Source organism: Bradyrhizobium zhengyangense, assembly GCF_022012435.1.
Taxonomy (GTDB): Bacteria; Pseudomonadota; Alphaproteobacteria; order Rhizobiales; family Xanthobacteraceae; genus Bradyrhizobium; species Bradyrhizobium zhengyangense.
This window is the reverse complement of sequence record NZ_JAKLUA010000016.1, coordinates 13,457-39,883: the sequence shown is the minus strand read 5'-3', so window position 1 is coordinate 39,883 and position 26,427 is coordinate 13,457. Positions and strand designations below refer to the sequence as shown.

Annotated in this window: 24 protein-coding genes; 10 read left to right on the top strand and 14 right to left on the bottom strand. The window is 64.5% G+C overall.

The annotated features are described in order from the left end of the window. Positions 1-101: 101 nt before the first annotated feature. From L6637_RS33100 to L6637_RS33090, 3 genes are all read left to right on the top strand, one after another. On the top strand, positions 102-1,130 hold the full coding sequence (locus tag L6637_RS33100; RefSeq protein WP_237873199.1) for an NAD(P)/FAD-dependent oxidoreductase: 1,029 nt from the start codon (positions 102-104) through the stop codon (positions 1,128-1,130). 124 nt (positions 1,131-1,254) lie between these two features. Further along, positions 1,255-1,866 (top strand): DUF2147 domain-containing protein, encoded by a 612-nt coding sequence (locus L6637_RS33095; protein ID WP_237873198.1) that lies wholly within the window; start codon positions 1,255-1,257, stop codon positions 1,864-1,866. Between the two features lie 246 nt (positions 1,867-2,112). Beyond that, positions 2,113-2,469 carry a hypothetical protein gene (locus L6637_RS33090; protein ID WP_237873197.1) on the top strand — a complete coding sequence of 119 codons (357 nt, stop codon included), beginning with the start codon at positions 2,113-2,115 and terminating at the stop codon, positions 2,467-2,469. Between the two features lie 51 nt (positions 2,470-2,520). Here the strand turns inward: L6637_RS33090 and L6637_RS33085 are convergent, their stop codons facing one another. From L6637_RS33085 to L6637_RS33045, 9 genes are all read right to left on the bottom strand, one after another. Continuing rightward, positions 2,521-2,790, bottom strand: coding sequence for a hypothetical protein (locus tag L6637_RS33085; RefSeq protein ID WP_237873196.1), 270 nt, complete (start codon positions 2,788-2,790; stop codon positions 2,521-2,523). A 256-nt stretch (positions 2,791-3,046) separates the two neighbouring features. Beyond that, positions 3,047-4,588 (bottom strand): galactarate dehydratase, encoded by a 1,542-nt coding sequence (gene garD, locus L6637_RS33080; protein ID WP_237873195.1) that lies wholly within the window; start codon positions 4,586-4,588, stop codon positions 3,047-3,049. A 165-nt stretch (positions 4,589-4,753) separates the two neighbouring features. Then, the gene (locus L6637_RS33075; RefSeq protein ID WP_237873194.1) at positions 4,754-6,202 is read right to left on the bottom strand and encodes an aldehyde dehydrogenase family protein; all 1,449 of its coding nucleotides are present in this window, start codon (positions 6,200-6,202) and stop codon (positions 4,754-4,756) included. A gap of 81 nt (positions 6,203-6,283) precedes the next feature. Continuing rightward, complete coding sequence (gene gudD / locus L6637_RS33070) at positions 6,284-7,642, bottom strand: glucarate dehydratase (RefSeq protein WP_237873193.1); 1,359 nt, start codon at positions 7,640-7,642, stop codon at positions 6,284-6,286. 26 nt (positions 7,643-7,668) lie between these two features. Then, positions 7,669-8,613, bottom strand: coding sequence for a 5-dehydro-4-deoxyglucarate dehydratase (kdgD, locus tag L6637_RS33065; RefSeq protein ID WP_237873192.1), 945 nt, complete (start codon positions 8,611-8,613; stop codon positions 7,669-7,671). Between the two features lie 128 nt (positions 8,614-8,741). Then, positions 8,742-9,647, bottom strand: coding sequence for a LysR family transcriptional regulator (locus tag L6637_RS33060; protein WP_237864972.1), 906 nt, complete (start codon positions 9,645-9,647; stop codon positions 8,742-8,744). A 128-nt stretch (positions 9,648-9,775) separates the two neighbouring features. Then, positions 9,776-11,116, bottom strand: a complete 1,341-nt coding sequence (locus L6637_RS33055) for an MFS transporter (RefSeq protein WP_237873191.1) — start codon at positions 11,114-11,116, stop codon at positions 9,776-9,778. A 274-nt stretch (positions 11,117-11,390) separates the two neighbouring features. Beyond that, positions 11,391-13,343, bottom strand: a complete 1,953-nt coding sequence (locus L6637_RS33050; protein ID WP_237873190.1) for an SGNH/GDSL hydrolase family protein — start codon at positions 13,341-13,343, stop codon at positions 11,391-11,393. Between the two features lie 113 nt (positions 13,344-13,456). Next, a complete protein-coding gene (locus L6637_RS33045) occupies positions 13,457-14,539 on the bottom strand; it encodes a lysylphosphatidylglycerol synthase transmembrane domain-containing protein (RefSeq protein ID WP_237873189.1) in 1,083 nt (360 codons plus the stop codon). Positions 14,540-14,966: 427 nt separating this feature from the next. Here L6637_RS33045 and L6637_RS33040 point away from each other — a divergent pair, with 427 nt between their 5' ends. From L6637_RS33040 to L6637_RS33030, 3 genes are all read left to right on the top strand, one after another. Then, on the top strand, positions 14,967-15,473 hold the full coding sequence (locus tag L6637_RS33040; RefSeq protein ID WP_237864968.1) for a YciE/YciF ferroxidase family protein: 507 nt from the start codon (positions 14,967-14,969) through the stop codon (positions 15,471-15,473). A 141-nt stretch (positions 15,474-15,614) separates the two neighbouring features. Then, a complete protein-coding gene (locus L6637_RS33035; RefSeq protein WP_237864967.1) occupies positions 15,615-17,027 on the top strand; it encodes an MFS transporter in 1,413 nt (470 codons plus the stop codon). A gap of 105 nt (positions 17,028-17,132) precedes the next feature. Next, entirely contained in the window at positions 17,133-19,532 is a 2,400-nt protein-coding gene (locus L6637_RS33030; protein WP_237873187.1) for a bifunctional diguanylate cyclase/phosphodiesterase, read from the top strand. Here L6637_RS33030 and L6637_RS33025 read toward each other — a convergent pair. Beyond that, positions 19,529-19,972, bottom strand: a complete 444-nt coding sequence (locus L6637_RS33025) for a hypothetical protein (protein ID WP_237864965.1) — start codon at positions 19,970-19,972, stop codon at positions 19,529-19,531. The genes L6637_RS33030 and L6637_RS33025 overlap by 4 nt on opposite strands. 60 nt (positions 19,973-20,032) lie before the next feature. Between L6637_RS33025 and L6637_RS33020 the strand changes: the two genes are divergently transcribed. Together L6637_RS33020 and L6637_RS33015 are read left to right on the top strand one after the other, a co-directional pair. Further along, positions 20,033-20,620: a hypothetical protein gene (locus L6637_RS33020; protein WP_237873185.1), complete on the top strand. Its 588-nt coding sequence runs from the start codon at positions 20,033-20,035 to the stop codon at positions 20,618-20,620. 65 nt (positions 20,621-20,685) lie between these two features. Continuing rightward, positions 20,686-21,285, top strand: a complete 600-nt coding sequence (locus L6637_RS33015) for a YdcF family protein (RefSeq protein WP_237873184.1) — start codon at positions 20,686-20,688, stop codon at positions 21,283-21,285. A 5-nt stretch (positions 21,286-21,290) separates the two neighbouring features. On the opposite strand, the gene L6637_RS33010 is transcribed toward L6637_RS33015, so the two are convergent. Continuing rightward, positions 21,291-22,634: an aminotransferase-like domain-containing protein gene (locus tag L6637_RS33010; RefSeq protein WP_237873182.1), complete on the bottom strand. Its 1,344-nt coding sequence runs from the start codon at positions 22,632-22,634 to the stop codon at positions 21,291-21,293. Between the two features lie 187 nt (positions 22,635-22,821). Here L6637_RS33010 and L6637_RS33005 point away from each other — a divergent pair, with 187 nt between their 5' ends. Continuing rightward, complete coding sequence (locus L6637_RS33005; RefSeq protein WP_237873181.1) at positions 22,822-23,058, top strand: DUF1127 domain-containing protein; 237 nt, start codon at positions 22,822-22,824, stop codon at positions 23,056-23,058. Positions 23,059-23,231: 173 nt separating this feature from the next. Here the strand turns inward: L6637_RS33005 and L6637_RS33000 are convergent, their stop codons facing one another. From L6637_RS33000 to L6637_RS32990, 3 genes are read right to left on the bottom strand one after another with little or no spacing between them, the layout of a single operon-like run. Further along, positions 23,232-23,690 (bottom strand): hypothetical protein, encoded by a 459-nt coding sequence (locus L6637_RS33000; protein ID WP_237864960.1) that lies wholly within the window; start codon positions 23,688-23,690, stop codon positions 23,232-23,234. Between the two features lie 15 nt (positions 23,691-23,705). Then, positions 23,706-24,131, bottom strand: a complete 426-nt coding sequence (locus L6637_RS32995) for a universal stress protein (RefSeq protein WP_237864959.1) — start codon at positions 24,129-24,131, stop codon at positions 23,706-23,708. Between the two features lie 50 nt (positions 24,132-24,181). After that, on the bottom strand, positions 24,182-24,718 hold the full coding sequence (locus L6637_RS32990; RefSeq protein WP_237864958.1) for a SixA phosphatase family protein: 537 nt from the start codon (positions 24,716-24,718) through the stop codon (positions 24,182-24,184). A 154-nt stretch (positions 24,719-24,872) separates the two neighbouring features. Here L6637_RS32990 and L6637_RS32985 point away from each other — a divergent pair, with 154 nt between their 5' ends. After that, on the top strand, positions 24,873-26,348 hold the full coding sequence (locus L6637_RS32985; protein WP_237873180.1) for an NAD(P)/FAD-dependent oxidoreductase: 1,476 nt from the start codon (positions 24,873-24,875) through the stop codon (positions 26,346-26,348). The last annotated feature ends 79 nt before the right edge of the window (positions 26,349-26,427 follow it).

The window sequence follows — 26,427 nt, the reverse complement described above, 5'->3', positions numbered from 1 at the left end:
CGCTTTTATGCCTTCCCTGATCCATCCCCGTTGGTTAGACAGGCAGGGTTCCTCTGCCCATAGGGCGCCGTCCAACCGATAACGACCGATAAAGAGACGACATGAGCGACGTGATCAAAACCGATGTGCTGATTATTGGCGCTGGCCCCTGCGGTCTGTTCGCCGCCTTCGAGCTTGGCCTTCTCGACATGAAGGCGCATTTCGTCGACATCCTCGACAAGGTCGGCGGCCAGTGCGCCGAGCTCTATCCGGAAAAACCGATCTACGACATTCCAGGGATTCCGCAGGTGTCGGGGCAGGGCCTCACCGAGGCGCTGATGGAGCAGATCAAGCCGTTCCATCCGACCTTCCATCTCGGCGAGATGGTCGAGACCGTGGAGAAGATCGGCGATCCCGCGTTCCGCTGCACCACCGACACCGGCAAGGTGTTCGAATGCAAGGTGGTGGTGATCGCGGCCGGCGGCGGCTCGTTCCAGCCCAAGCGTCCGCCGGTGCCCGGCATCGAAGCCTATGAAGGCACCTCGGTGCACTACGCCGTACGCAAGATGGAAAATTTTCGCGACAAGAACGTGCTGATCGTCGGCGGCGGCGATTCCGCGCTCGACTGGACGCTCAACCTGCATCCGCTGGCCAAGCGCGTCACGCTGCTGCATCGTCGCGACGATTTTCGCGCCGCGCCCCACAGCGTCGAGCAGATGCGCGCGCTGGTTGCCGACGGCAAGATGGATCTGCGCCTGGGCCAGGTCACAGCGCTGTCAGGTGCTGATGGCCAGCTGACCGGCGCCACGGTCAAGGGCAACGACAACAATGTCAGCGAGATCGCCTGCGACACCATGCTGCCGTTCTTCGGACTGACCATGAAGCTTGGTCCGGTTGCGAACTGGGGCATTGCGCTGGAGAACAATCTGGTGCCGGTCGAGACGTCAGCGTTCGAGACCAACGTGCCCGGCGTCTTCGCGATCGGCGACATCAACACCTATCCAGGCAAGATCAAGCTGATCCTGTGCGGCTTCCACGAGGGCGCACTGATGTCGCAAAAAGCCCACCGCTACGTGTATCCGGAGAAGCGGCTCGTGTTCCAGTACACGACCTCGTCCTCCAGCCTGCAAAAGAAGCTCGGTGTCAACTAGTGGCACCGGTGTCGGACGCGTGACCTCCCATAGTTCTGGTGCTGGAATCGTTCGCGAAATCGCCGTAGTCTGCGGCCAATCCGGTCTTGGCAAGCAAGTTGTTTGGCTTAGCAAGGTGATGATAATGCGGAATCCTTTTTCGAGCTTTCGGCTGCTCTCGCTTCTGACGCTCGCTGTCGCCCTGGCGATTGGCGCGGCGAAGCCGGCCGCGGCGCAAGCGCCGGCTCAGCAGCCGACCGCAGCGGGCCTCTGGCAGAAAGTCGAAGACGGCAGGCCGGTGGGCTGGTTTCTCTTCATCGATCACAACGGCATCTTCGAAGGCGTCATCGCGAAGACCTTCCCCCGTCCCGGCGACAATCCGAACGAGGTCTGTGCGAAATGCACTGACGATCGCAAGAACCAGCCGGTGCTCGGGCTCTCGTTCATCCGCGACATGAAGCGCGACGGGCTGAAGTATGAGGGCGGCAACGTGGTCAATCCGCGTGACGGCAACATCTGGAAGGCCAAGATGACGGTCAGCCCGGACGGACAAACGCTGACCATGCGCGGCTTCCTCGGCATATCACTGTTCGGCAAGGACGAGACCTGGCAGCGTCTGCCGGATGCCAACATGGCTGAGGTCGATCCCGCGATCATCGCCAAATATCTTCCCGCACAAGCCGCCGCGACCAAGCTGCCGCCTGCATCTGCCAAGAAGGGGGGCGCGGGGATGATGGCGCCGGCAGCGAAGAAGTAGGTTAGCCGCGCGGCTGTTGCGGCCGCTGTCTCACACATCACTGCCAATTCTGTAGGCGAGCGCATTCGTCGAAAGGCCAATGCCGGCTACGGCTCCGCCAGTAGTTCCCCGGAATGCGCCCTGGCGCTGGATTTGCATAGCTGTCGGCAAAGCCGCTGGGGGAACGAGTCGTCGTTTTTACGCCTGTTCAAGGGCGTGAGCGGCCTTGTCTGTCCCTCGTGGCGCGATTCGACCGCGAGAGACGATATGAGACTTGCAAGACCGTGTACGGCGATAGTGCCGGGACTGCTCCTGCTGCTGGCGACATCGGCGCTCGCGCGCGATGACGGCCGCTATGCCAACTCGCCGCTCAAGCCGTGGTTCGAGAGCCTGCGCAGCGAGTACGGACAGTGCTGCTCGGACGCCGACGGCTATGTCGTTGCCGATGTGGACTGGGAGTCCGACAAGGGACACTACCGTGTGCATCTCGACGAGGAGTGGGTCGTCGTGCCCGACGGCGCAGTCATCACCGAGCCGAACAAGATCGGGCGCACGATGGTGTGGAAGCATTATATCGATGGCCACCCGCGCGTGCGATGTTTCATGCCGGGCAGCATGACGTAAAAATGCCCACGGCGCCCGCGACTGGTGCGGGCGCTGCGATGAAAGCGAGGCTTAGCGCGCTTCGCTGTCGGAGGTCGTGCTGGCGAACCGCTTCACGCGTGGTGACAGCACCGACATCTGTGCGGGCGAGGCGGGCATTCCGGCGACGATCATCATGGGCGCGGTCGATTGCTCCTCGACACCGGCGCCGCCGAGCACCTGCACTTGCGTCGCCGAGATCGGAAACGACTTCACTTCGTAGGAGGGAAGCTCGCCGGCAAATGCGCCGGCTGTGCTCGCAATCATCGCGCCTGTCACGGTAATCATCGAGAGAATACGCATTTCAAAATCTCCGTTGAAGATATCAATCGGAGGTTTGGTCGTGGCACCACTGCGATAGGTTCGCTTGTGTGCGAACATTCGATCACTGTCGCTGGATAAATTTGGTTGCGCGACACGGCGGAATGAAACGAGGAGGAAATTTTCCGCGCCAATGTTTCAGGACGGCTTCGCGAAAGACGGATGATCCTGCTCTACGCGTCGAGCCTGGACTCTCGCACCACTGCGGGCTTCGACCGCTCGCGGGCGCGGCGCCGGTTCACGTCACCGGCGCCGGATTGAACAGCGTGAGATCGTTGTGGATGCCCCAGCGGTCGGACCACGGCTTGGTGCGGCCGGAGGCGACATCGAGGATCAGGCGGAACAGGTCCCAGCCGGTTTCCTCGATGGTCTTTGCGCCGGTGGCGATACCGCCCGCATCGAAATCGATCAGGTCCTTCCAGCGACGGGCGAGCTCAGTGCGGGTCGCGACCTTGATCACGGGCGCAGCCGCGAGGCCGTAAGGCGTGCCGCGGCCGGTGGTGAACACCTGCAGCGTCATGCCGGAGGCGAGCTGGAGCGTGCCGCAGATGAAGTCGGAGGCTGGCGTTGCCGCGAACAGCATGCCCTTCTGCGTCGCCTTCTGGCCGGGCGACAGCACACCGGTGATGGCTGATGAGCCGGACTTGACGATCGAGCCCAGCGACTTCTCGACGATGTTGGCGAGGCCGCCCTTCTTGTTGCCGGGCGTGGTGTTGGCGCTGCGATCGGCGCCGCCCCGGGCGAGATAAGAATCGTACCAGGCCATCTCGCGTACCAGCGCGCGGCCGACGTCCTCGTTGATGGCGCGGCGGGTGAGCAGCTGGATGGCATCGCGCACCTCGGTGACTTCGGAGAACATCACCGTGGCGCCGGCGCGCACCAGCAGATCGGCGGCGAAGCCGACGGCAGGATTGGCGGTGACGCCGGAGAAGGCATCGCTGCCGCCGCATTGCAGGCCGATAACGAGGTGGGAAGCGGGGCAGGTCTCGCGCGTGCGGGTGTTGAGCACCTTCAGCCGCGCCTCGGCCTGGGTCATGATCGCATCGACGATCGCGCCAAAGCCGTCAAAGGCTTCGTCCTGCATGCGCACAATGGCGTTATCAACGCCTTCCGGCACCAGCCGCTCGGGCGCGAGCTTTTCGCAGCCGAGGCCGACGACCAGGATCTCGCCACCAAAGTTGGGATTCAGCGCGAGGTTTTGCAACGTGCGGATCGGCACGACTGCGTCCGGCGCGGTGATGGCGACGCCGCAGCCATAGGCGTGCGTCAGCGGCACGACGTCGTCGACCTTCGGGTACTTCGGCAGCAGCTCGGCGCGGATGCGCTTCACTGCGTATTCCATCGTGCCCTTGACGCATTGCACGGAGGAGGAAATGCCGAGGATGTTCTTGGTGCCGACCGATCCGTCCGGATTGCGATAGCCCTCGAAGGTGAAGCCTTCGAGCGGCGGCAGCGGCGCGGGGACGGCGGTCGAGATTTCCAGCTTGTCGAGGGCAGGCGCCTCGGGCATGCGGATGCGGGCTTCGTCGACCCATTCGCCGGCCAGGATCGGCGAGAGCGCGTAGCCGATCACCTCGCCATAGCGGATGATCGGCTCATCTTGTGCGATGTCGACCAGGGCGGTCTTGTGCCCTTGCGGGACAAAAGCGCGCAGCGTCAGTCCGCAGGCGAAGCGGGAGCCGGCGGGAAGCCCGAAGTCATTGACCACGATCGCGACATTGTCGCGCGCGTTGAGCTTGATGTAGCGGGGCTGCTCTTTGGCTGCGACGTCCTGGTCCATCGTGGACTCCGAAGTGTAGGGTGGGTTAGCCCCGCAGATGCGCAGAGCGCATCTGCTCGGCGTAGCCCACCACTGTCTCAATCCGCGGAAGCAGAAGAGGTGGGTTACGCCAGCGAACTGTGCTTCGCGCAGCAGCGGGCTAACCCACCATACGAAGTCAGCCCATCAACCCGGATAGGTGTAAGCCGTCTTCACCGTCGTGTAGAACTCGCGTGCATAGGAGCCCTGCTCGCGGGCGCCGTAGCTTGAGCCCTTCCGGCCGCCGAACGGCACATGGTAGTCGACGCCGGCGGTGGGCAGATTGACCATCACCATGCCTGACTCGCTGTTGCGCTTGTAGTGCGAGGCGTATTTCAGGCTGGTGGTGCAAATGCCGGATGCGAGACCGAACTCGGTGTCGTTGGAGATCGCCAGTGCTTCCTCGTAATTCTTGGCGCGGATGACGGCTGCGACCGGGCCAAAGATTTCTTCACGTGCGATGCGCATGTTGTTGTTGGCCTCGGTGAACAGCGCCGGCTGGAGATAGTGGCCGGGATTCTCGCGCTTGAGCAGCTCGCCGCCGAAGGCGAGCTTGGCGCCCTCGTCCTGGCCGATCTTGATGTAGCGCAGGTCCTGGTCGAGCTGGCTCTGGTCGACCACCGGGCCGATATGCACGCCGGCCTTGAGCGCATCGTCCACCGACAGGCTGTTCAGACGTTCGGCCACCGCGGCAACGAAGCGGTCATGAATGCCTTCGGTCACAATCAGGCGGGACGAGGCGGTGCAGCGCTGACCGGTCGAGAAATAGGCGCCGTTGACGGCGACCTCGACTGCGGTCTTGAGGTCCGCATCATCGAGCACGACCAACGGGTTCTTGCCGCCCATCTCGAGCTGGAATTTCTTCATCGGGTTCGAGAGCACGCAGGCCTGCGCGATCTTGCGGCCCGTCTGCACCGAGCCGGTGAAGGAGATCGCCGCGACATCGGGGTGTTCGAGCAGGGTCTGGCCGACCACCGAACCGGAGCCGACCACGAGGTTGAACACGCCGGCTGGAATGCCCGAGCGGGTGATGATCTCGGCGAGCGCGTGGCCCGAGCCGGGCACCAGCTCGGCCGGCTTGAACACCACGGTGTTGCCGTAGCAGAGCGCGGGCGCGATCTTCCAGGCGGGGATCGCGATCGGGAAATTCCAGGGCGTGATCATGCCGACGACGCCAACCGGCTCACGGGTCAGCTCGACATCGAGACCGGGACGCACCGAGGCACCCTTCTCGCCGATCAGCCGCAGGGCTTCGCCGGCGAAGAATGCGAAGATCTGGCCGGCGCGGGCGACCTCGCCGATGCCCTCGGGCAGCGTCTTGCCTTCCTCGCGCGCCAGCAGGCGGCCAAGCTCTTCCTTGCGGGCGAGGATCTCGGTGGAGATCTTGTTCAGCGCATCGTAGCGCACCTGCGGCGTCGACTGCGCCCAGGCCGCGAAGGCGGCCTTCGCGGCGGCGATCGCCTTCTCGGTCTGCGCCTTGTCGGCCTTGGCGTATTCGCCGACGACATCGTTGGTGTTGGAGGGGTTGATGTTCTTGGTGACGCCGGAGCCATCGACCCACTCGCCGCCGATGAAGTTTTTCAGGATCGCAGTCATACAGTCCTCCAAGTCATTTAAGGGGGCATGATCCTAGTCGGAAAACCGGTACCCACTTTTCCGGGATCATGCCTCAGTTTCTTAGCGAACGAGGCAGGGACGCTTGTCGTCAAAGGTCCAGCCCGGGATCAAATCCTGCATGGCAATAGCGTCATCACGGGCGCCGAGTCCATGCTTCTTGTAGAGCTCATGCGCGGCCTCGATGGCCGCCCGGTCGATCTCGATGCCGAGACCCGGACGATCCGGGACCGCGATCTTGCCGCCGCGGATCAGCAGCGGCTCCTTGGTCAGCGCCTGGCCATCCTGCCAGATCCAGTGGGTGTCGATCGCGGTCACCTTGCCGGGGGCAGCCGCGCCGACATGGGTGAACATGGCGAGCGAAATGTCAAAGTGGTTGTTGGAGTGCGAGCCCCAGGTCAGGCCGTTGTCACGGCAGGTCTGGGCGACGCGCACGGAGCCTTGCATGGTCCAGAAATGGGGATCGGCGAGCGGAATGTCCACCGCGCCTAGATGTAGCGCATGGGAGAGCTGACGCCAGTCGGTGGCGATCATGTTGGTCGCGGTCGGCAGACCCGTGGCGCGGCGGAACTCGGCCATGATCTCGCGGCCGGAGAAGCCGGCCTCGGCACCGCAGGGATCCTCGGCATAGGCGAGGATGCCGTGCATGTTCTTGCAGAGGCTGATGGCCTCGTCGAGTGACCAGGCGCCGTTCGGGTCGAGCGTGACGCGGGCATTGGGGAAACGCTTGGCGATCGCCGTGACGGCCTCGATCTCTTGTTCGCCGCGGAGCACGCCGCCCTTGAGCTTGAAATCGGCGAAGCCGTAATGGTCCTGCGTGGCTTCCGCCAGGCGCACCACGGTCTCCGGCGTCATCGCCTCTTGGTGGCGGAGGTTGAACCATTCCGCCTTGCCGGTCTCCCCCTTGACGTAGTCGAGCTTGCTCTTGCCGATGTCACCGACGAAGAAAAGGTAGCCGAGCGTCTCGACGCTGCTGCGCTGCTGGCCTTCGCCGAGCAGGGCTGCGACCGGCAGATTGAGATGCTGGCCGAGCAGGTCGAGCAGGGCGGATTCAATTGCGGTGACCGCGTGGATCATCACGCGCAGGTCGAAGGTCTGCTTGCCGCGTCCGCCGGCATCGCGGTCGGCGAAGGTCGAACGGACATCGGCGAGGATGTTGTTCATCGCGCCGACGGTCTTGCCGATCACGAGATCGCGGGCGTCCTGCAGCGTCTGCCAGATCTTTTGCCCGCCCGGCACCTCGCCGACGCCGGTATGGCCGGCATTGTCGGTGAGGATGACGATGTTGCGGGTGAAGAACGGCGCGTGCGCGCCGCTCAAGTTGAGGAGCATGCTGTCGCGGCCGGCAACCGGGATCACTTGCATCGCCGTGACGACCGGTGCGCCAGCGACTGACGCACCAGAAATATCTGTCCGGGCCATCGCACACTCCTCCCTGTTGTCGTTTGTTATTCTGCAGCCTGTTGTGACGAGCGGATGGCGGGCAGGTTCTTCGCCAGCGCGGCCAGTTCCGTCACCTCCTGCTCGGTCAGGTCGGTTAGCGGCGGACGCACCGGGCCGGAATCGCGGCCGATCACCTTCATGCCGGCCTTGATGATCGAGACCGCATAGCCCTTCTTGCGGTTACGGATCGCGATCAGCGGGAGGATGAAATCCTTCAGACCGGCATGGATGGTCGCATGGTCGCGCTTGCGGACCGCGGCGTAGAAATTGGTGGCGAACTCAGGCACGAAGTTGAACACGGCCGAGGAGTAGGTCGTCACGCCCATGTCGAGATAGGGCAGCGCGAAGGTCTCCGCGGTCGGCAGGCCGCCGACATAGGTCAGGCGATCGCCGAGCTTGGTATAGACACGGGTCATCAGCTCGATGTCGCCGATACCGTCCTTGTAGCCGACGAGGTTCGGGCAGCGCTCGGCGAGGCGCGCGAGCGTATCCGGCTGAAGGATGGCGTTGTCTCTGTTATAGACGATGACGCCGATCTTCACGGAGGCGCAGACGGCCTCGACGTGGGCGGCAAGGCCGTCCTGCTCGGAATGGGTGAGGTAGGGCGGCAGCAGCAACAGGCCATCCGCGCCGGCCTTCTCGGCGCCAACAGCGATCTCGCGGGCGATGGCGGTGCCATAGCCGGTGCCGGCGAGCACGGGCACGCGGCCCTTGGTCTCGTCGACGGCGACCTTGACCACTTGCGGGACTTCAGTCGGGGTCAGCGAGAAGAACTCGCCGGTGCCGCCGGCGGCAAACAGACCTGCGACGTCATAGCCGCACAGCCAATCCATGTTGGCGCGGTAGGTCGCTTCGTCGAAGGAGTAGTCCGCCTTGAATGGCGTGACGGGGAAGGACAGGAGGCCCGATCCGATCTTCTGGGCCATTTCCTGCGGGGTCATCTTGCTCATGGGCGCTGCTCCCTGCTCTCGTATGTGTCGGGGACGCTCACTGAGGCACGCGTCCATAGACCGCTGTTTAGGAAACCGTTCGATGCGCGTCCAAGCCAAAGCCTATATCGACCGATGCGGATTGAGCATCAATCCTCCACGACCTCCGCGGACGACAATTCGCTGGCGATTTTGACCAGCGCCGACAGCAGCGGATTCTCGTCGTCGCGGCGCCAGACCATGAAGAGCTCGACCGGGACGCGGTTGCGCAGCTTCAGCGGCCGCAGCCGGACGTCGGAGATCTTGAGGCCGGCGGCCGCGGCGGGCACGATGGCGAGGCCGAGACCGGCGCGCACCATCGCCAGGATCGAGTGGATCTGACTCAAGTGCTGGACATAGCGCGGCAGGATGTCGGCGCGGGTGAACAGCGCCACCAGGAGATCGTGGAAGTAGCGGCTCTCATAGGGCGAATACATCACGAAGGGCTGGTCGTCGAAGTCCTTGATGGTGATGTTCTCGGCATTCGCCAGCGGATGCTTCTTCGGGATCGCGGCCAGCAGGGGCTCGGCGACGACGCGGCGGCTGGCAAGCTCCGGCCGCGCGATCGGCGGCCGCAGCAGGCCGGCATCGATCTGGCCCGAGGTGAGGGCCTCGAACTGATCGCCGGAGACCATCTCCTTCAGCGAGAAGTCGACCTCCGGCAGCTTGGCGCGGCAGGCCGCGACCAGCTCAGGCAGGAAGCCGTAGGCGGCTGCGGCTGTGAACCCGATCTTGACCGAGCCGGTCTTGCCGAGCGCGATGCGGCGAGCCACCTGCGAAGCGCTTTCCGCAAGCTTCAGGATGCGGCGCGCCTCGGGCAGGAAGCTGCGGCCCGCCGGTGTCAGGCGCACCGAGCGGCTGGTGCGCTCCAGCAGTGGTGCGTCGATGATATGCTCGAGCACCTGGATCTGCCGTGACAGCGGCGGCTGGGTCATGTTCAGCCGCGCGGCGGCGCGGCCGAAATGCAGTTCCTCCGCCACCGTGACGAAACAGCGGAGCTGGTTGAGGTCGAACATCGATACATGCCTTGGATGGATAAGGCGTTTCCCCGGCACTTCTAGCATCGATCGCCTCCAAAACAAAGACGGCGGCCTTTTGGGAGCCGCCGTTGAGTTGCCTGTCCCACTCCGATCACTCGGAGCGCTCAGGAGGAATGTTCGAGCACCACCCGCTCGATCTTGCCGACCACCACGAGATAGGCGACGGCGGCCACCAGCGCGTTGATGCCGACGAACACCAGGGCGCCGTTGAAGGAGCCCGTTGCGGCCACGATGTAGCCGATCACGATCGGCGTGGTGATCGAGGAAAGGTTGCCGAAGGCATTGAACAGGCCGCCGGAGACACCGCCGGCTTCCTCAGGCGAGGTGTCGGCGACCACAGCCCAGCCGAGCGCGCCGATGCCCTTGCCGAAGAAGGCGAGTGCCATGAAGCCGACCACCAGCGCCTGGCCGTCGACATAATTGCAGGCGATGATCGACATCGACAGCAGCATGCCGCCGACGATCGGGATCTTGCGCGCCAAGGTCAGCGAGCCGGTCTTGCGCAGGATGACGTCGGAAATGATGCCGCCGAGCACGCCTCCGACGAAGCCGCACAATGCGGGCAGCGTCGCGACGAAGCCGGCTTGCAGGATCGACAGGCCGCGCTCCTTGACGAGGTACACGGGAAACCAGGTCAGGAAGAAATAGGTCAGCGTGTTGATGCAGTATTGACCGAGATAGACGCCGAGCATCATGCGATTGGAGAGCAACTGGCGGATATGCTCCCATTTCGGACCGGAGTCCGCTGCGCGCTCGTCTCTGGGCGCGTCGAGATCGACCAGCGCGCCGCCCTCCTTGATGTAGTCGAACTCGGCCTCGTTGACGCCGGGATGCTCCTTCGGGCCGTAAACGGTCTTGATCCAGACGAGGCCCATGAGGATTCCAAGCCCGCCCATCACGAAGAACACGTAGCGCCAGCCGTAATCATGGGCGATCCAGCCCATCAGCGGCGCGAAGATCACGGTGGCGAAATACTGCCCCGAATTGAAGAAGGCCGACGCCGTGCCGCGCTCATTGCCGGGAAACCAGGCCGCGACGATACGGGCGTTGGCGGGGAAGGACGGTGCTTCGGCGACGCCGACCAGGAGGCGAAGCGCGAACAGCACGGTGACGGCAACGCCGGCGCTGAGGAAGCCGACCCAGCCCTGCATCATCGTGAACAGCGACCAGACGATGATGCTGAAGGCATAAACGAGGCGCGAGCCGTAGCGGTCGAGCAGCCAGCCGCCCGGCACCTGGGCCACGACATAGGACCAGCCGAAGGCCGAGAAGATCCAGCCCATGGCGACCGGATCGAGATGAAGTTCCTTGGAGAGGGCGGGGCCTGCGATCGAGAGCGTGGCGCGGTCGGCGTAATTGACCGTAGTGACCAGGAACAGCATGGTCACGATGAACAGCCTGACGCGAGACCTCCTCACATCCGTTGCGGACACCACTGCGCTCATCTGGCGCCTCCTCGAACTCGAATTGTTTCCTCTCTGCGACTCCTAGAGGCGCGCGCGGGAAAGTGTCCAAGTTGAAGGGGGTATCGATTGATGCCGGTTTTGAATTGATGGAACGGCAGGCGCCACGTGCTCCACTATCATTCCCCGCGAAGGCGGGGAATCCAGTAAGCCGCAGCTTCTCGATTCATCGCGCCTTTCACGGAGGCCAGAGTCCCTCCGTGGAAAGCTTCTGGATTGCTTCGTTGCGCTCGCAATGACGGTGGAGAGAGCTCGCCTACTGCTGCGTGCCGCCCAGCAGTGGCGCTAGCAATCCGCGCGTGACGCCCGGCGGCACGGCATCCAGCCCCAGCACTGCGCTTGCAGCGGGCAGCGTCGCATCCGCCATCGCGGCGTGGCCTTCGGCGCTCGGATGCACGGCGCCGCCGTAGACCGCCGAGAGCACGCCCCAGGTCGCGTCGTGGATGTCGTTCGGCTGGCTCGCCGCCGGCAACCCCTGGGGATAGGTCATCGCTGCGAAATAGCTGTCATTGGCGTCGCGGATCCAGCGCGCGCGCGGCAGGTAGGCGCGATACTCCGAGGCGCCGCGGCCGCACAACATCGGCTGGCTCGCCCCCGACACGATGTCCGGATTGAAGCTCTGTCCGTTCTCGGCAAAGCAGGTGCGGTCGAATTCGGGATCGTTGCCGGCATGCGCGCAGAAGCCGTGATCGGCGAATGCGGCCTGGTGGGTATCGACAAACGTCATGCGGTCAGCTTCGGGATCGCGGCACAGCGCACCGTTCGTGCAGGTGGCGAGCCCCTTCAGCTGCGGCAGGAACTCCGTGTCGACGAAGGTCGAGACGCGCGTGAGGCGCTGCGGATCGGCCTTGAAGGCAGGATGGATGTCAAAGCCGCCGCGGCCTCCGCGACAGGGCACGCCGCCGTCTGCAAGCGCCGGATTGGCGTAGGAGACATAGACCACATGCGAGAGATCGCCGCCGACCAGTGGCTTCAGCGCCTCGCGCAGCTTGGCGAAATTCTGCGGCAGCTCGCGCTGGAGCGCGTCACGGGAATCGTCGACGCTCGCCATCACCCCGGAGCGGCGGAACAGTGCACGTTCGGTCGCTGTGTCGACGATGACGTCGGCGACCAGGCCGGAGAAGTAGACGTCGTTGGCGCCGATCGAGAGCAGCACGAGATCGAGATTGCGATCCGGCTGACGCTTCTTCGCCGCGGTGAGCGCCTCGCGCAGTTCGGCGACCTGCGCATTCACGCTGGTGTTGCAGACGCCGGACTTGCCGGGCGGGCATTCGCGGGCGCGTTGAGAGCCGAGCAGCCCGTCGCTGATGCTGGCGCCGGTGCAGGCGAGCGGCAGATAGGTGACGGCAATATGGGTGTAGCGCACGGCGAGGGCGAGCGCGGTCCGGGCCTGATAGCTGTAGAGCGAGCGGTGGCACGGCGAGTTGAACCAGAGCGCGCCGTAGCGTTGCCAGTTGGCGAGCGTATCCGGCGCCTCGCAGGCGCGGCCACCCTTGAAGCCGGCGCGGCTCGGCCGGTAATACTGTCCGCCGGCGGTGCCGAGATAGGAGCGGAAGCAGAAGCCCTCGTCCGACAGCGCCAGCGCCCGGTCCGGATTGCCCTCGCCGGAGGCGATGCTGTCGCCAAGGCCGGCGATGAAGATGTCGCGGACCTGGATCTCGGTCTGAAGGCGCTGGCTTGGATCCGAGCCCGAAGAGACATCGACGGTTGCCACCGTCTGCTTGCCGTAGCGGACCCGCAGATTGACCGGTTCGGCGCAGTCGAAGGTGGAGGATTGCGGACCGTCACCGTCGTCGAACGACCAGGCACAGGTGGCGCCGACCGGCACCGCGCCGGTCAGGCGCACGGTGATGGGATGGTCGACCGGGGTGAGGTAGTTTTCTTTGACGTTGTCGCGGGTGCAGGGCTGGTTGACCCGGCCCTGCAGGTCGATGCAGAGCCGGTTGACCATGTTGCGGGCCCAGCCGCGGCCTTCGCTTTGGAGCTCCAGCGACTGCTCCGCGGCGAGAATGCTGCGGTTACGCGCATTCTCGACATGCAGCAGGAAGTCGCGCTCCTCGCGGAACAGGCGGAAGCGGTTGCGGACCTCCCAATTGATCTGCATGGCGCCGGCATCCTGCGCGAGGACGCGCTGAAGCGGCAGAACGGTGAGGAGCCCGGCCAACAGCAGGGCGCCCGCAAGGAAACGGCGAGGGGAAACTGGGATCATGGCCCGCGTCTTCAACGGCAAAGTTGAGGCGGAAATAAGAGAGCATAGCTCCCCGGCCTGCAACCTTCTGCTTGCCGCTCTTTGCGGGCTTCCGGCGCGGCCGCAGGCCGACCTTACCGCTTGCTGGCCTGGCGCACCAACCGTTCGCGCTCCATCGGCGTCACCTCCTTGGGCAGGTTGGCCTGCGCGCAAGCTTCCGCCAGCCGCCGCCGTTCCTGCCAGGGCCGGACCACGTTCATCCAGAGCTCTCTTGTGCCCATAATGGAAATGGCCAGACCAAACGGGATCACGAAATAGAGGATACGGAAGACCAGCAGGGTCGCGAGCAGTTGTTCGCGGCCGAATTCGGGCAGCGCCACCAGCATGGCGGCGTCGAACACGCCGATCGAGCCGGGTGCGTGGCTGGCGAAGCCCAGCAGCGTCGCCAGGATGAACACCACCGCGAGCGACAGGAAGTCGATCGGCGGTTCGGCCGGAATCAGCAGATACATCGCGAAGGCACAGAAGCCGAGATCGACCACGCCGATCAGGATCTGTACCAGCGTCAGCGGCGCCGACGGCAGCACCACCTTCCAGCCCTTCTGGCCCAGCTCGCGGCGTTTCTCGCCCATGCTGAGCCAGACCAGATAGGCGGCGATCGAGGCGAGGCCGCCAAACGCAATCAGCCGGTTGATCGACGATGGCAGCTGATCCATGTAGGACGCCGCATCCGGATGGATGGCCATGCCGATCGACAGCACGAAGATGTTACCGAGCCAGAAGGTCAGGCCGGAGAGGAAGCAGATCTTGGCGACGTCGATCGCGTTCAGCCCGTAATCCGAATAGATCCGGAAGCGGATCGCGCCGCCGGTAAATACCGTGGCACCGATGTTGTGGCCGATCGAATAGGACGTAAAGCTGGACAGCGCTGCGATGCGATACGGCACGTGTTTCTTGCCAATCGTTCGCAGTGCAAAAAAGTCATAGAAGGTCAGCGTACAGAACGCGAAGAACACGCAGATCGCGGCGAGCCCGATATGTCCGCGGGGAATATCGGCCAATGCGGTCAGGATGACGCCGGTATCGATGCCCTTGAGGGTCCGCACGAGCGTGGTCACCGCGAAGGCGATGATCATCACGCTCGCGGCAACTCCGAGCCGTCGCCAGCCGATCCATCTCTTGAAGCCGCGTTTCAGCGCGGGCAGCAGTCCGTGCATTCATCCTCCCGGCGGGGGGCAAGACCGACCGGGCCAGACATTGGCCGGTCGGTTGCGATCACTGCCCGAAATGAGGGGCGATCGCTAGGCATGATCTAGCTCATTTAAGGCAAAAACACCGACTTGTGCAGCCCTTGACAACGACAGGTTCTGCGCCGGACCGGCCGTTTTGTCATACGTGGTTCACATGGACGGCGCGTTAAGCATATGAGTCGAGGGTGAAGCTTCGACTGCGCCCCCGTATTTGCAAATGGTCCCAAATCCCGCGCTGGCAAGCATTGTTCCGGCGCAAGCGAGGCGAGAGTTTTTTGGAACGACGACGCTGCGCACCGGTTAGCGCTCCATCAGCAATCGAACACGGCGAAATCGCGGCTTTTGTCCAAGCCGGTGCCGTCGTGTTCCCAAAGACTTCTCGAGGATTGGAACGATGGGACTGTTCACCAAAGACATCAAGACCATGAACGACCTGTTCGTGCATCAGCTGCAGGACATCTATTACGCCGAGCAGCAACTCACCAAAGCCCTGCCGAAAATGGCAGATAAGGCCACCGATCCGCAGCTGAAGCAGGGCTTTTTGACGCACCTTGAAGAAACCAGGCAGCACGTCACGCGGCTCGAGGAAGTGTTCAAGATGCACGGCGTCGCGGTGAAGGCAGTCGATTGCCCGGCCATCGACGGTATCATCGAAGAGGCCGAGGAAACTGCGGGCGAGGTCGCCGACAAGGCGGTGCTCGATGCAGCCCTGATCAACGCGGCACAGGCCGCCGAACATTACGAGATCGTCCGCTATGGCAGTCTGATCGCTTGGGCCAAGCAGCTCGGCCGCAGTGACTGTGCGGCCGTGCTTGCCAAGACGCTCGAGGAAGAGAAGGCAACCGACAAAAAGCTGACGACGCTGGCCGAGAGCAAGGTGAACCTGAGGGCGGCGAGCTAAGCCTGACCGGTCTCCAAAGAGCGCCGCGCGGTTCCCCCACGCGGCGCTTGCATTTCGGGTACCCATCATTCGATCATTGCCGAAGCATGCCAGCGGGAGAGCGGCATATATGTCGCATGGGGCCGCAATCGAGGTGGCAGCATGCGAGCAAATACCATCAAATATGAGACCTTCGCGAGCGGCGCGCCGCGCAACGCACCGCGCCTTGCAACGTCGCTGACGCTGGCCGCGATGAGCCTCGGCTATGGCGTCGTGCAGCTCGACGTCACCATCGTCAACACTGCGCTCGACGCCATGGGCAAGACACTCGGCGGCGGCGTCGCGGAGCTGCAATGGGTGGTCAGCGCCTACACCATCGCTTTTGCCGCCTTCATCCTGACGGCCGGTGCACTCGGCGATCGCATCGGCGCCAAGCGCATCTTCATAGCGGGATTCGCGATCTTCACTGCGGCCTCGCTGGCCTGTGCGCTGTCTCCCAACGCGATCGTGTTGATCGGCGCGCGGCTGGTGCAGGGACTGGCGGCGGCGATCCTGGTGCCGAATTCGCTGGCGCTTCTCAATCACGCCTATCCGGACGATCGTGCGCGCGGCCGTGCTGTCGCGGTCTGGGCGGCAGGCGCGAGCCTGGCGCTGACCGCTGGCCCCTTCGTCGGCGGTGCGCTGATCACGCTGGTCGGCTGGCGTGCGATCTTCCTTGTCAATCTGCCGATCGGCGTCGCAGGCCTGTGGCTGAGCTGGCGCTATGCGACCGAGACCACGCGGGCGCGCTCACGCGAGATCGATCTACCCGGCCAGCTTGCCGCGATCGGGGCGCTGGGTGCGCTCGCTGGTGCGATCATCGAAGCTGGCGCGCTCGGATGGGATCATCCGGCGGTGATCGCCGCCTTCGTGACTTCCGCCATCCTCGCGGCGTTGTTCGTCTGGCGCGAGGCCAGCACCGAGCAGCCGATGCTGCCGCTCTCGTTGTTCAGTCATCGGCTGTTTACCCTGACCACGATCGTCGGCCTGCTTGTCAACGTCGCAATCTACGGCCTGATCTTCGTGCTGAGCCTCTACTTCCAGCGCATCAACGGCCTGTCCGCGTGGTGGACCGGGCTCGCCTTCGTGCCGATGATGGGAGCGGTGCTGCCGGTCAATCTGCTGGCGCCGCGCCTGGCCGAGCGTATCGGCCCGTGCCCGATCATCGTGGCCGGCGCCTGCATCTCTGCGCTCGGCTGTCTTGGCCTCGTCTGGATCGAGGCCGGGACGAGCTATCCCGCGATCTTTGCGCAGATGATCGCGATCAGCAGCGGGCTTGGCCTCCTGGTCCCACCGCTGACCTCGACCATGCTCGGCAGCGTCGAGAAGGCGCGCTCGGGTATCGCTGCGGGCGTCCTCAACGCGACACGGCAAACCGGCAGCGTCCTTGGCGTCGCGCTATTCGGCTCGCTGGTGGCGTCCGATCGCGCGTTCATGAGCGGCCTTCACCAATCGCTAATCATATCGGCGGCGGTGCTGCTGCTGGCCGCCGGCGTGATCGGCCTTGGCGTCACCGCGCGGGCGCGAGATATGTGAGCGGCCGCACACATTCTCTGTTCACCATTGCGGCAACCGGCGCATAGCCGGTTACCGACTGTCCACCTCTGCCGGCTGTACTGCCCGATGGAATAGGGGCCGGCAATGTATCAAGTTCTGTTTTGTCTTACGGACCAGCATGATTGGCGTCTGGTCGCACTCGGCGGCGCCGTGTGTCTGCTGGCAAGCGCGGCGGCAATCAGTCTTTTTCATCGGGCACGTGCGGCGAATGGCGGTGCTCGCCTCGTCTGGATAACGCTCGACGCCGTTGTGGCCGGTTGCGGCATCTGGGCAACCCATTTCATCGCGATGCAGGCCTACGGGCCCGGCGCCGGTGGCGCCTACAACATCCCCGTGACGATCCTCTCGCTGATCTTTGCGATTGCGGTCACCTTCATCGGTCTCAGTATTTCGGTTTCGACGAGGCGCGGAGCTCTGGTCGCGCTTGGCGGCGCTGTCGTGGGCGGCGGCGTGGCGGCGATGCATTACACCGGCATGATGGCGTTCGAGATTCCTGCCCATGTCGGTTGGGCCGCGGGAACGGTGACGGTATCCATCCTGCTCGGCATCGTCTTTGGATCTTGCGCCCTGTACGTGGCAGGTCGAGACGACAGCCTATCCAACGCGCTTGCCGCAACGACCTTGCTGACGGTTGCCATCGTCTCACACCATTTCACCGCGATGGGCGCATTGCAGTTGACGCCAGATCCGACGCTTGCGATCGGCGGTCTTTCGATTCCGCCGGCGTCGTTGTCCATCCTGACCGCCAGCGCAGCCGTTGCTATCATCGCTATCGCGCTCACGGCCGCCGTGCTCGACCGTCGCGCCAAGGGCGAGATCGGCCGCCAGCAGATCCTGCTCGACACCGCGCTCGAGAACATGTCGCAGGGACTGTGCATGTTCGATGCCGAAGGCAAGATTATCCTGTTCAACGAGCGTTACGCGGCGATGCTCCGCCGCTCCGACATTCAGCTCACCGGCCGCGTCCTGCTCGATATCCTCCGCGAGGAGGCGGCGAAGGGCCAGTGGAACGGCGATGCCGAACAATTCTTCGCGCGCCTCGTCGAGGATGCCCGGGAGGGACGCACAACGACGGATGTGGTTCGCCGGTTCGATCGCTCGATCCGTGTCGTCAACCAGCCGATGCAGGGCGGCGGTTGGGTCGCCACCTTCGAGGACATCACCGAATGGCTGGACGCGCAGGCCAAGATCTCGCACATGGCGCGTCATGACGCGCTGACCAATCTGCCGAACCGCGTGCTGTTCCACGAGCAGCTCGAGCAGGGGCTGCGCCGGGCGGCCGCGGACGACCAGCTCGCGGTGTTCTGCCTCGACCTCGATCACTTCAAGGACATCAACGATTCGCTCGGCCATCCCATTGGCGATGCGCTGCTGAAGCAGGTCGGCCAAAGGCTGAAGGCGACGGTCGGCGAGCACGACACCGTGGCCCGCCTCGGCGGCGACGAGTTCGCCGTGGTCCAGATCGGTCGCGCGGAGGAGGCTGCCGCGCGGGCACTTGCAAGACGCATCGTCGAGGTGGTCTCCGCGCCCTACGAGATCGAGGACCATCAAATCGTGATCGGCGTTTCGATCGGCATCTCGTTGTCGCCGCAGGACGGCAGCAGTCCGGACGAGCTGCTGAAAAACGCGGATTTGGCGCTGTATCGCGCCAAGGCCGACGGCCGCGGCACCTATCGTTTCTTCGAAACCGGCATGGATGCGCGCGCGCAGGCCCGGCGCCTGCTGGAAATGGATATGCGCGCGGCGCTACAGCGCGATGAGTTCCAGCCGTATTATCAGCCGATCCGTGACGTCGCCAGCGATCGCGTTGTCGCCTTCGAGGCGCTCTTGCGCTGGAATCATCCGGAGCGCGGCCTGATCTCGCCCATCAACTTCATTCCCCTCGCGGAGGAGACCGGTCTCATCGTCCAGCTCGGCGAGCTCGTACTGCGCCGCGCCTGCGCGGATGCCGCGACGTGGCCGGACGATGTCGGCGTCGCCGTCAATCTGTCGCCGGTCCAGTTCAAGAATCCAAGTCTGATTGCCTCAGTGACGGAAGCGCTGAGGAATTCAGGGCTCGCGGCGCGTCGCCTCGAGCTCGAGATCACCGAATCCGTGCTGCTCCAGAACAGCGAGGCGACGCTGACCACGCTGCACGATTTGCGCGCCATGGGTGTGCGGATTTCGCTCGACGATTTCGGCACCGGCTATTCCTCGCTGAGCTACTTACGCAGCTTCCCCTTCGACAAGATCAAGATCGACCGCTCCTTCGTGTCGGAGCTTGCCACGCGCGAGGATTCCGTGGCGATCATTCGCGCCGTCACCGGCCTTGGACGCAGCCTCGGCATCGTCACCACGGCGGAGGGCGTTGAAAACGACGCGCAGCTCGAACTGCTCAGGCGCGAGGGATGCACCCAGGCGCAGGGCTATCTGTTCAGCCAGCCGCGGCCCGCCTGCGAGGTGGCGATGATGCTGGATCGGCCCCGGCTGCGGGCTTCGGCTTAATTGGACTTGCCGCCGCGCAGCGCGAAATGCGCGCCGCAGAAAGCCATGACGGCACCGAGGCACAGCGCCGCGAGGCCAGCGAGCACACCGGAAACGGTCGGAAGCGGGCTCGGCGCCGAGGCCGCTTGCCCGGCGCCCGCGAGCAGGAGCACGCCGACCACGATCAGGAACTGGCGCATCCGCTGCGGGATCTGGCCGGAGACCGCGCTCTGCATCAACGTCGCCGTGAAATAACCACCGGAGAATCCGACTGATGCAATCAGCCACCAGGCGATCGCAGCACCGGTCGGCATGAACTCGTGCGTGTCGGAACGCCAGAGGCCGCCGAGGTCGAGCCCGTAGCGCGCACCCAGCATGTGCACCGCGAGCGCGAGCAGCACGCCGGCGATCGCAGCGGCCCCGAGAATCAGGCGGCGCGGAAAATAGATCGTCTCAGCCATGGCTCGCTTGTAGGATGGGGAAGGGCGATCGCGCAAGCGCATCGCAGACGGGATCGAGTGATGCAGGATATGGACGGGCAGGGCGGACCGGTCGTCAGCTATGCCTACAAGGCGTCGCTGATCGGCTCGGCGCATCGCTTCGAGCTGACTGAGGAGGGATTGTCCTGGCACATTGCCGGTCGCGCCGGCCTTTGGCGCTATGACGAGATCAGCGCAATCAGGCTGTCGTTCCGACCGGTCTCGATGCAGCAGCACCGCTTTCGCGCCGATCTCAGCCACGTCAAGGGCGGCCGCATCGCGATCCTGTCGACAAGCTGGCAGACCGCGGCGCTGATGGCGCCGCAGGACGATGGCTTCCGCGACTTCGTCGTCGCGCTGCACGCGCGGATGGCGAAGGCCGGCAGCCGGGCGGAGCTGACCGCCGGCCTCGGCCGCAAGACCTATGCTGCAGTGCTGGCCTTCCTGGCGGCGCTGGCCGTGGCGATGGCCGGGCTTCTTATCCGCGCGCTGATAACAGGCGAACTCGCCGGCATATTGTTCATCCTTGGCTTTGCGGCGCTGTTCGCCTGGCAGGTGGGCGGCTTCGTCCGGCGCAATCAGCCGCGCAGCTACAGTTTCGATCGGTTGCCGGCCGGCTTGCTGCCGTAGCGCTTGCAATCAGCCGCAATCAAAATTGACTTCGCAGCCGCGCGTCGGCCTCGCATCCTGCCACGATGACATCAATGAATCGCAGCACGCGCGTGCCGACGGCGGACGAGATCGCCGAGATCAACCGCACCCATCTGATCGATACGCCGCTCCGGCCGGCCGATCTGCTGTTTCTGTTCGGCACCCGTGAGGACGTTGCGCTGCGCGTCGAGACGGCCGCGCGGCTCTGGCGCGAGGGCCTCTACCGCTGGTCGATTGTCAGCGGCGGCGTGACGCCGGGCTCGGAGCAATCCGAGTGCACGATCATCAAGGCGGCGATGGTCGCTGCGGGCATTCCGGCGGACCGGATCCTGGAGGAGCACCGCGCGATGAACACCGGCGAGAACGTGATCTTCTCGCTCCCCGTCATCGATGCGGCGCTGGGACTGCGCGACATCCGCAGCGTAATCTGTCTCGGCAACACCTGGACGGCGCGGCGCTATCCGATGACATTGCACCGACACTGGCCCGAGGTGACGAAGCTGCTGCTCACTGTCGATAGCTTTGCGACGTCGCGCGCGCTCTGGCATACCGATGCCGAGTTTCGACGTCGTGTCCTGCATGAATGGGACAAGATCGAGCCCTACAAGGCGAAGGGTTTTATCGCGGAATGGCCGGAGCCCTGAGAGGGCTACTCGGTCGAGTCGAAATCTTCCTCCTTGGTGCCGAGCAGCGACACGATGGTGCGCAGGCCGGAATCGAGCTGCTCGAACGAGGGTGGGGCAAGCGCAAGCCGCACCGCGTTCGGGGCATGGCCATGCGCGACTGCGAAGGTCGAGGACGGCGTCAGCGCGATGCCGCGCCGGGCCGCCGCGGCAACGAAGGTCTGCGAGCGCCAATGCGGCGGCAGCGTCAGCCAGAGATGATAGGAACGTGGATCGGCCGAGAGTTGATAGCCGGCGAGCAGCCGTGCCGCGGTCTGCTGGCGCCGCGCGGCATCGATCCGCTTCAGCCGCGTCAGCTCGGCGACGGTGCCGTCGGCCATCAACCGTTGTCCTGCTGCGAGTGCGTGGCCTGAGGCGATCCAGCCGCCGGTGCGCACCGCGCCCATCAGGCTTTCGCGCAAGTGCGGCGGCGCGACGAGGATGCCGAGCGCGAGACCGGGTGCGACCTTCTTGGAGAGGCTGTCGAGCACGATGCAGCGGTCCGGTCCGAGCGCTGCAAGGGGCGTGTCGTCGGCGAGGAAGCCGTAAACGGTGTCCTCGATGATGGTGAGATCAAGCTTCTCGGCGACGCGCATGATGTCGGCGCGCCGTGTCGCGTTCATGGTGACGCCGAGCGGATTCTGGATGATGGGCTGGAGATACAGCGCCGACAGATGCGCTTCGCGGTGTGCCTTCTGGATCGCATCGGGGCGCGCGCCGAATTCGTCCATCGGGATCGGCACCAGCGTGATGCCGAGCCGCGCGGCGATGCTCTTGACGTAGGGATAGGTGAGCGCCTCGACGCCGCAACGGCCGCCGGTCGGCACGAGCGCTGCAAGCGCAGCGGCGAGCGATTGCTTGCCGTTGGCGGTGAACACAATCTGCTCGGCCTGCGGCGTAAAATCCTTGCGCGCGAGATAGGTGGCCGCAGCAACGCGCGAACTCTTGGTGCCCGTGCTGGTCGACGAGCGCAGCACGGCTTCCAGCGCATCGACGCGCTCGAGCCCCGCGAGGCTCTTGGCGATCATCGCCCATTGCTGCGGCAGCAGCGGATAATTGACCTCGAAATCGATGCGGGCGTCGCGCGGCTCGGCGATGGTTTCGACCTCGCGTCTGATGTCGCCGGAGATGAAGGTGCCGCGGCCGACCTCGCCGACCACGAGACCACGGCGCAGCAGCTCCGTATAAACCCGGCTGGCAGTCGAGACCGCAATGCCACGGTCATAGGCAAAATTGCGCTGTGGCGGCAGCCGGTCGCCGGGCTTTAACGTGCCTTTAGAGATATCTGCGGCAATGGCATCCGCAAGCTTCACGTACTCGAACTTGGACATTATTGCACCGAGAGCAATGTTTTTCTTGCTCCGAGCAATGTACTGGAGCATTTAAGTTCCATCAAGTTCCGCGATTGAACCGAGGTGAGCGAGAGCAATCCGACGGTAAGATGAGGTGCAAGCGCTTCCAGCGTTTGCGCCAACGGCACCTGCTTCGCCGCGCGGGATATAAGGCCGGAGAAGAAACATGACCACGATCTCGCAAACTGCCGGGCGGTCTTTACGCCCATCCTCGTCGAGCGGATTTCTTGCCACGCTCGTCAACGCCGCCTACGCCCTGTTCGATCGCCTGGAGCGCCGCTCCGCCATCAAGACGCTGAACGATCTCGACGACCGCGCCCTGCGCGACATCGGCATCAACCGCAGCCAGATCGAAGACGCCGTCTACGGTCAGTTCAAGACCGAGCTGACGCGGTATCTGTGAGCTTGCTCTTCTGTGTCCCGGACGCGCTGCAACGCCCTTGGCGTTGCGGCGCAGAGCCGGGACCCAGAAGCTGATACGCTGATGCATGGGCCCCGGCTCTGCAGCGTACCGCCGAACAAGCGCTGCGTTCGCAATGACGGCTTGGTGAGAGCTTTGACCCCGCATCGCTGCAATCAGGCGAGCGCGATCTGACCCCACACTCCATAAGCTCGATCTTCCTCAGATGCACTAGGCTTACGACGCGGACGCATCGGAGTGCTACGCTGGCGCCCATGCCTGATATCGAAGCGCTTTACTCGTGAAACGGTACTGTCCGCGAGCGCCGCGATGCGCGCCGCCGCCTGTTTGACGACGAACATGATCGTCGTGATGCGGCTCAGCACGCCGAGCAGGAACAGCACCGAGAAGATGTCGATATAGGCTAGGAAGTCGCCGACCAGCATCAGCTCCGGCGGAATCGGGATGCTGTGATAGTAGGCGGCGATGAGGATGACGACGGGGATGAAGGCGATGACCTTGCGCACCGTCAGCCTGTCGAGCAGCGCGGCGAGTTGCACGACCAGCACCTCCCACAGCGCATCGCCGATTGCTAGCGGGACCTCGTAGGTCCACCTCCGCCAGAATTGCTTCACGCCATTGTTCCTGTTTCAGTGCCTCACCACCAGTACGGAGCATTTGGCATAACGCACCACGTGCCCGGCATTGGAGCCGAGGAAATACGTGCGCATCGCCGGCCGGTGCGAGGTCATGACGATCAGGTCGGCCTTCATCTGCGCGGCTTCCTCCAGGATCTCGTGATAGATGCCGCCCTGGCGGACCACGCTGGAGATGTGGGAGGCGTCGATGCCCGACTCGCGGGCGACGATGGCGAGCGCCTCTTCAGAGGTCTGGCGCTGCTGTTCGTCGAAGTCGGCCGGGACATATTCGGCCAGCATCACTGGCGTCATCGGCAGCACGTTGAGCAGCCGGACCGATCCGCTCCAGTTCTGCGACAGCGTCGTCGCGGTTGCGATCGCTGGCTTTGCTAGATCGGTGTCGGCGAGGTCGATGGGCACGAGAATGGACTTGAACATCTGCGCCTCCAAATCTTCCGGTCAGCACGTTGTCCCGGTACGTCGCGCGATCATCCCAGTCGAAGCAATTTGGGGCTGACGAACAGCACCAGTTTGCCGCGGCGGTAGGCCACGTCCCCCCAATCCTTGACATCAAAGTCAAGGACCGCAAGCCCCGCCGTGGGCAGATTGTCGGCGAGTGCCTTGGCACTGGCCTGGTCGCCGCCGCCCGTCAGCATCAGGGCCGCCTCATGCATGCCGGGATTGTGCCCGACCAGCAGGAGCTGCTTGGGATTGGCCGGGATCGTTGCAGTGCGAATGGTTTCGAGAATCTGCGCGGGATCGGCGCCGTAGAGTTCCGGCAGGATCTCGACCTTAGGCGCTGCGACGCGGTCTTTCATCGCTTCCCAGGCGATGTCCCAGGTCTGTCTGGCACGGACGGCATGCGACACCAGCACGGTCTCGGGGACGGGCGGATGGGCGGCCATCCAGTCGCCCATCTCGGCGGCATCCCGCTGACCGCGATGGTCGAGCCGGCGGTCCTGGTCGCGGCCGCTTGGCGCGTCGGTCTCGGTCTTGGCGTGACGCAGCAGCATCAAACGGCGCATGGCATTCTCGAATCGTTCCACGTTCAGAATAATCTACAGGCGGCCCATTGAGGACAAGGTGACAAGCGCCCGATTGGTATCAGCTTATTATTTTGAGCATGATCTTATCGGAAAACCGCTGCGCACTTTTCCGGATCATGCTCTAAGAAACGCTATGAGCGAGACTTTCACAAGCGCGTCCCAGGAAGAAGCCGGCTTTCGCGAGCGCGCTCGGCTGTCCTTCGATCTTGACGCTGATATTTGCGTGATCGGGGCAGGGCTTGCCGGCCTTTCCATTGCACTCGAGGCGGCACGGCTCGGGGCCAGCGTCGCGGTGCTCGAGGGCCGTCATATCGGCTGGAACGCCTCCGGCAACCAGCTCGGCACCGTGATGCCGGGCTTTGCGTTGCCGCTCACCGAGCTGATCGAGCGCATCGGCTTCGAGGATACCAGCGAATTGTGGGCGCTCTCGAAGGAGGGCGCGGAGCTCGTACGGGCCAACGCGACCGAAGAGAACATGCCTGATATCGGCCTCACCGAGGGCGTGCTCGAGGTCTCCAACGTCGATGCCGGCGACCGGCTGATCAGCCGCCTCCAGATGCTGTACGAGGATTTCGATACCGAGGTCGAAGGCTGGCAGGTCGATCGCGTGCGCGCAGCGCTCAAGACCGATCGTTACTTCCACGGTGTCTACTACCCCAAGGCGTTCCAGGTCGACGGCCGCAAATATGTGCATGGCCTTGCGGCGCTGGCACGGCGCGCCGGTGCGCGCATCTTCGAGGACACGCCAGTCGTCAGCATCGACCATTCCGGTATCCGCAAGCGCATCGTCACGCCCTCGGCGCGACTGCGCGCCTCCCACATCGTGCTTGCCGGCAACATTCATCTCGGCGCGCCCCTGCGGCGCCTGTCGGAGACGTTGCTGCCGGTCTGGCGCTATGCCGGCATCACCGCGCCGCTCGGCGAGCGCGTGCACGAAATCATCGGCTTCAAGGGATCGGTGATGGATTCCGACGGCGTCGATCACTTCCGCATCGTCGATGGCGACCGCCTGATGTGGGAGAGCCCCGAGACCACCTGGGCCGCGAGACCGCAGCGCTTCGCGGGCAGCGTCAAGCGTCGCATCCGCTCGATCTTCCCCGAACTCGGCAATGTCGAGGTTACTGACATGTTCGGCGGCGCCACCGGGCAGACCGTGCACGGCATGCCGCAGATCGGCCAGCTGCGCAAAGGCCTGTGGGTGGCGAGCGGATTCGGCCGCCAGGGCATGAATACCTCAGCCATGGCCGGACAACTGATTGCGCGCAGCATCCTGTGGGGTGAGGAGCGCTGGAAGCTGTTCTTGCCGTTCGAGCTGGTCTGGGCCGGCGGCGCGACGGGACGGGTTGCGGGCCAGTTGGTCGGCCTATGGGGCAGGGCGAGTTCCGCGGCCGCGGGGACGCTTGCCCGCTATCGCGAGCGGGCGCGGGTGAAGGACAGGGAACGCGAGGCGCGCCTCGCCGAGGCCAACCGGGCCGCCGGCACCGGTCCGCGCCGTCCGCCCTCAGGGGTTCGGCCGCGGATGGCCCCGCCGCCGCCACAGCCAACTGCGGCCGAGGAGGCGGAACCTGCCGCCCCGGAGACCTCGCAGGTGCAAGGCGTTCCGCAATAAGGGCGCGAAAAATTCGGCCTTGACGTGTAACATTGGCCGTCAGAGCCCGTATCTCAGGGCGTACAGCTCCCGCACGGAG

Bases quoted from the DNA above. Each gene is read 5' to 3' on its own strand.
- L6637_RS33100 (WP_237873199.1), top strand. From the start codon at position 102: ATGAGCGACGTGATCAAAACCGATGTGCTGATTATTGGCGCTGGCCCC.
- L6637_RS33095 (WP_237873198.1), top strand. From the start codon at position 1,255: ATGCGGAATCCTTTTTCGAGCTTTCGGCTGCTCTCGCTTCTGACGCTC.
- L6637_RS33090 (WP_237873197.1), top strand. From the start codon at position 2,113: ATGAGACTTGCAAGACCGTGTACGGCGATAGTGCCGGGACTGCTCCTG.
- L6637_RS33085 (WP_237873196.1), bottom strand. From the start codon at position 2,790: ATGCGTATTCTCTCGATGATTACCGTGACAGGCGCGATGATTGCGAGC.
- garD (WP_237873195.1), bottom strand. From the start codon at position 4,588: ATGGACCAGGACGTCGCAGCCAAAGAGCAGCCCCGCTACATCAAGCTC.
- L6637_RS33075 (WP_237873194.1), bottom strand. From the start codon at position 6,202: ATGACTGCGATCCTGAAAAACTTCATCGGCGGCGAGTGGGTCGATGGC.
- gudD (WP_237873193.1), bottom strand. From the start codon at position 7,642: ATGGCCCGGACAGATATTTCTGGTGCGTCAGTCGCTGGCGCACCGGTC.
- kdgD (WP_237873192.1), bottom strand. From the start codon at position 8,613: ATGAGCAAGATGACCCCGCAGGAAATGGCCCAGAAGATCGGATCGGGC.
- L6637_RS33060 (WP_237864972.1), bottom strand. From the start codon at position 9,647: ATGTTCGACCTCAACCAGCTCCGCTGTTTCGTCACGGTGGCGGAGGAA.
- L6637_RS33055 (WP_237873191.1), bottom strand. From the start codon at position 11,116: ATGAGCGCAGTGGTGTCCGCAACGGATGTGAGGAGGTCTCGCGTCAGG.
- L6637_RS33050 (WP_237873190.1), bottom strand. From the start codon at position 13,343: ATGATCCCAGTTTCCCCTCGCCGTTTCCTTGCGGGCGCCCTGCTGTTG.
- L6637_RS33045 (WP_237873189.1), bottom strand. From the start codon at position 14,539: ATGCACGGACTGCTGCCCGCGCTGAAACGCGGCTTCAAGAGATGGATC.
- L6637_RS33040 (WP_237864968.1), top strand. From the start codon at position 14,967: ATGGGACTGTTCACCAAAGACATCAAGACCATGAACGACCTGTTCGTG.
- L6637_RS33035 (WP_237864967.1), top strand. From the start codon at position 15,615: ATGCGAGCAAATACCATCAAATATGAGACCTTCGCGAGCGGCGCGCCG.
- L6637_RS33030 (WP_237873187.1), top strand. From the start codon at position 17,133: ATGTATCAAGTTCTGTTTTGTCTTACGGACCAGCATGATTGGCGTCTG.
- L6637_RS33025 (WP_237864965.1), bottom strand. From the start codon at position 19,972: ATGGCTGAGACGATCTATTTTCCGCGCCGCCTGATTCTCGGGGCCGCT.
- L6637_RS33020 (WP_237873185.1), top strand. From the start codon at position 20,033: ATGCAGGATATGGACGGGCAGGGCGGACCGGTCGTCAGCTATGCCTAC.
- L6637_RS33015 (WP_237873184.1), top strand. From the start codon at position 20,686: ATGACATCAATGAATCGCAGCACGCGCGTGCCGACGGCGGACGAGATC.
- L6637_RS33010 (WP_237873182.1), bottom strand. From the start codon at position 22,634: ATGTCCAAGTTCGAGTACGTGAAGCTTGCGGATGCCATTGCCGCAGAT.
- L6637_RS33005 (WP_237873181.1), top strand. From the start codon at position 22,822: ATGACCACGATCTCGCAAACTGCCGGGCGGTCTTTACGCCCATCCTCG.
- L6637_RS32995 (WP_237864959.1), bottom strand. From the start codon at position 24,131: ATGTTCAAGTCCATTCTCGTGCCCATCGACCTCGCCGACACCGATCTA.
- L6637_RS32990 (WP_237864958.1), bottom strand. From the start codon at position 24,718: ATGCGCCGTTTGATGCTGCTGCGTCACGCCAAGACCGAGACCGACGCG.
- L6637_RS32985 (WP_237873180.1), top strand. From the start codon at position 24,873: ATGAGCGAGACTTTCACAAGCGCGTCCCAGGAAGAAGCCGGCTTTCGC.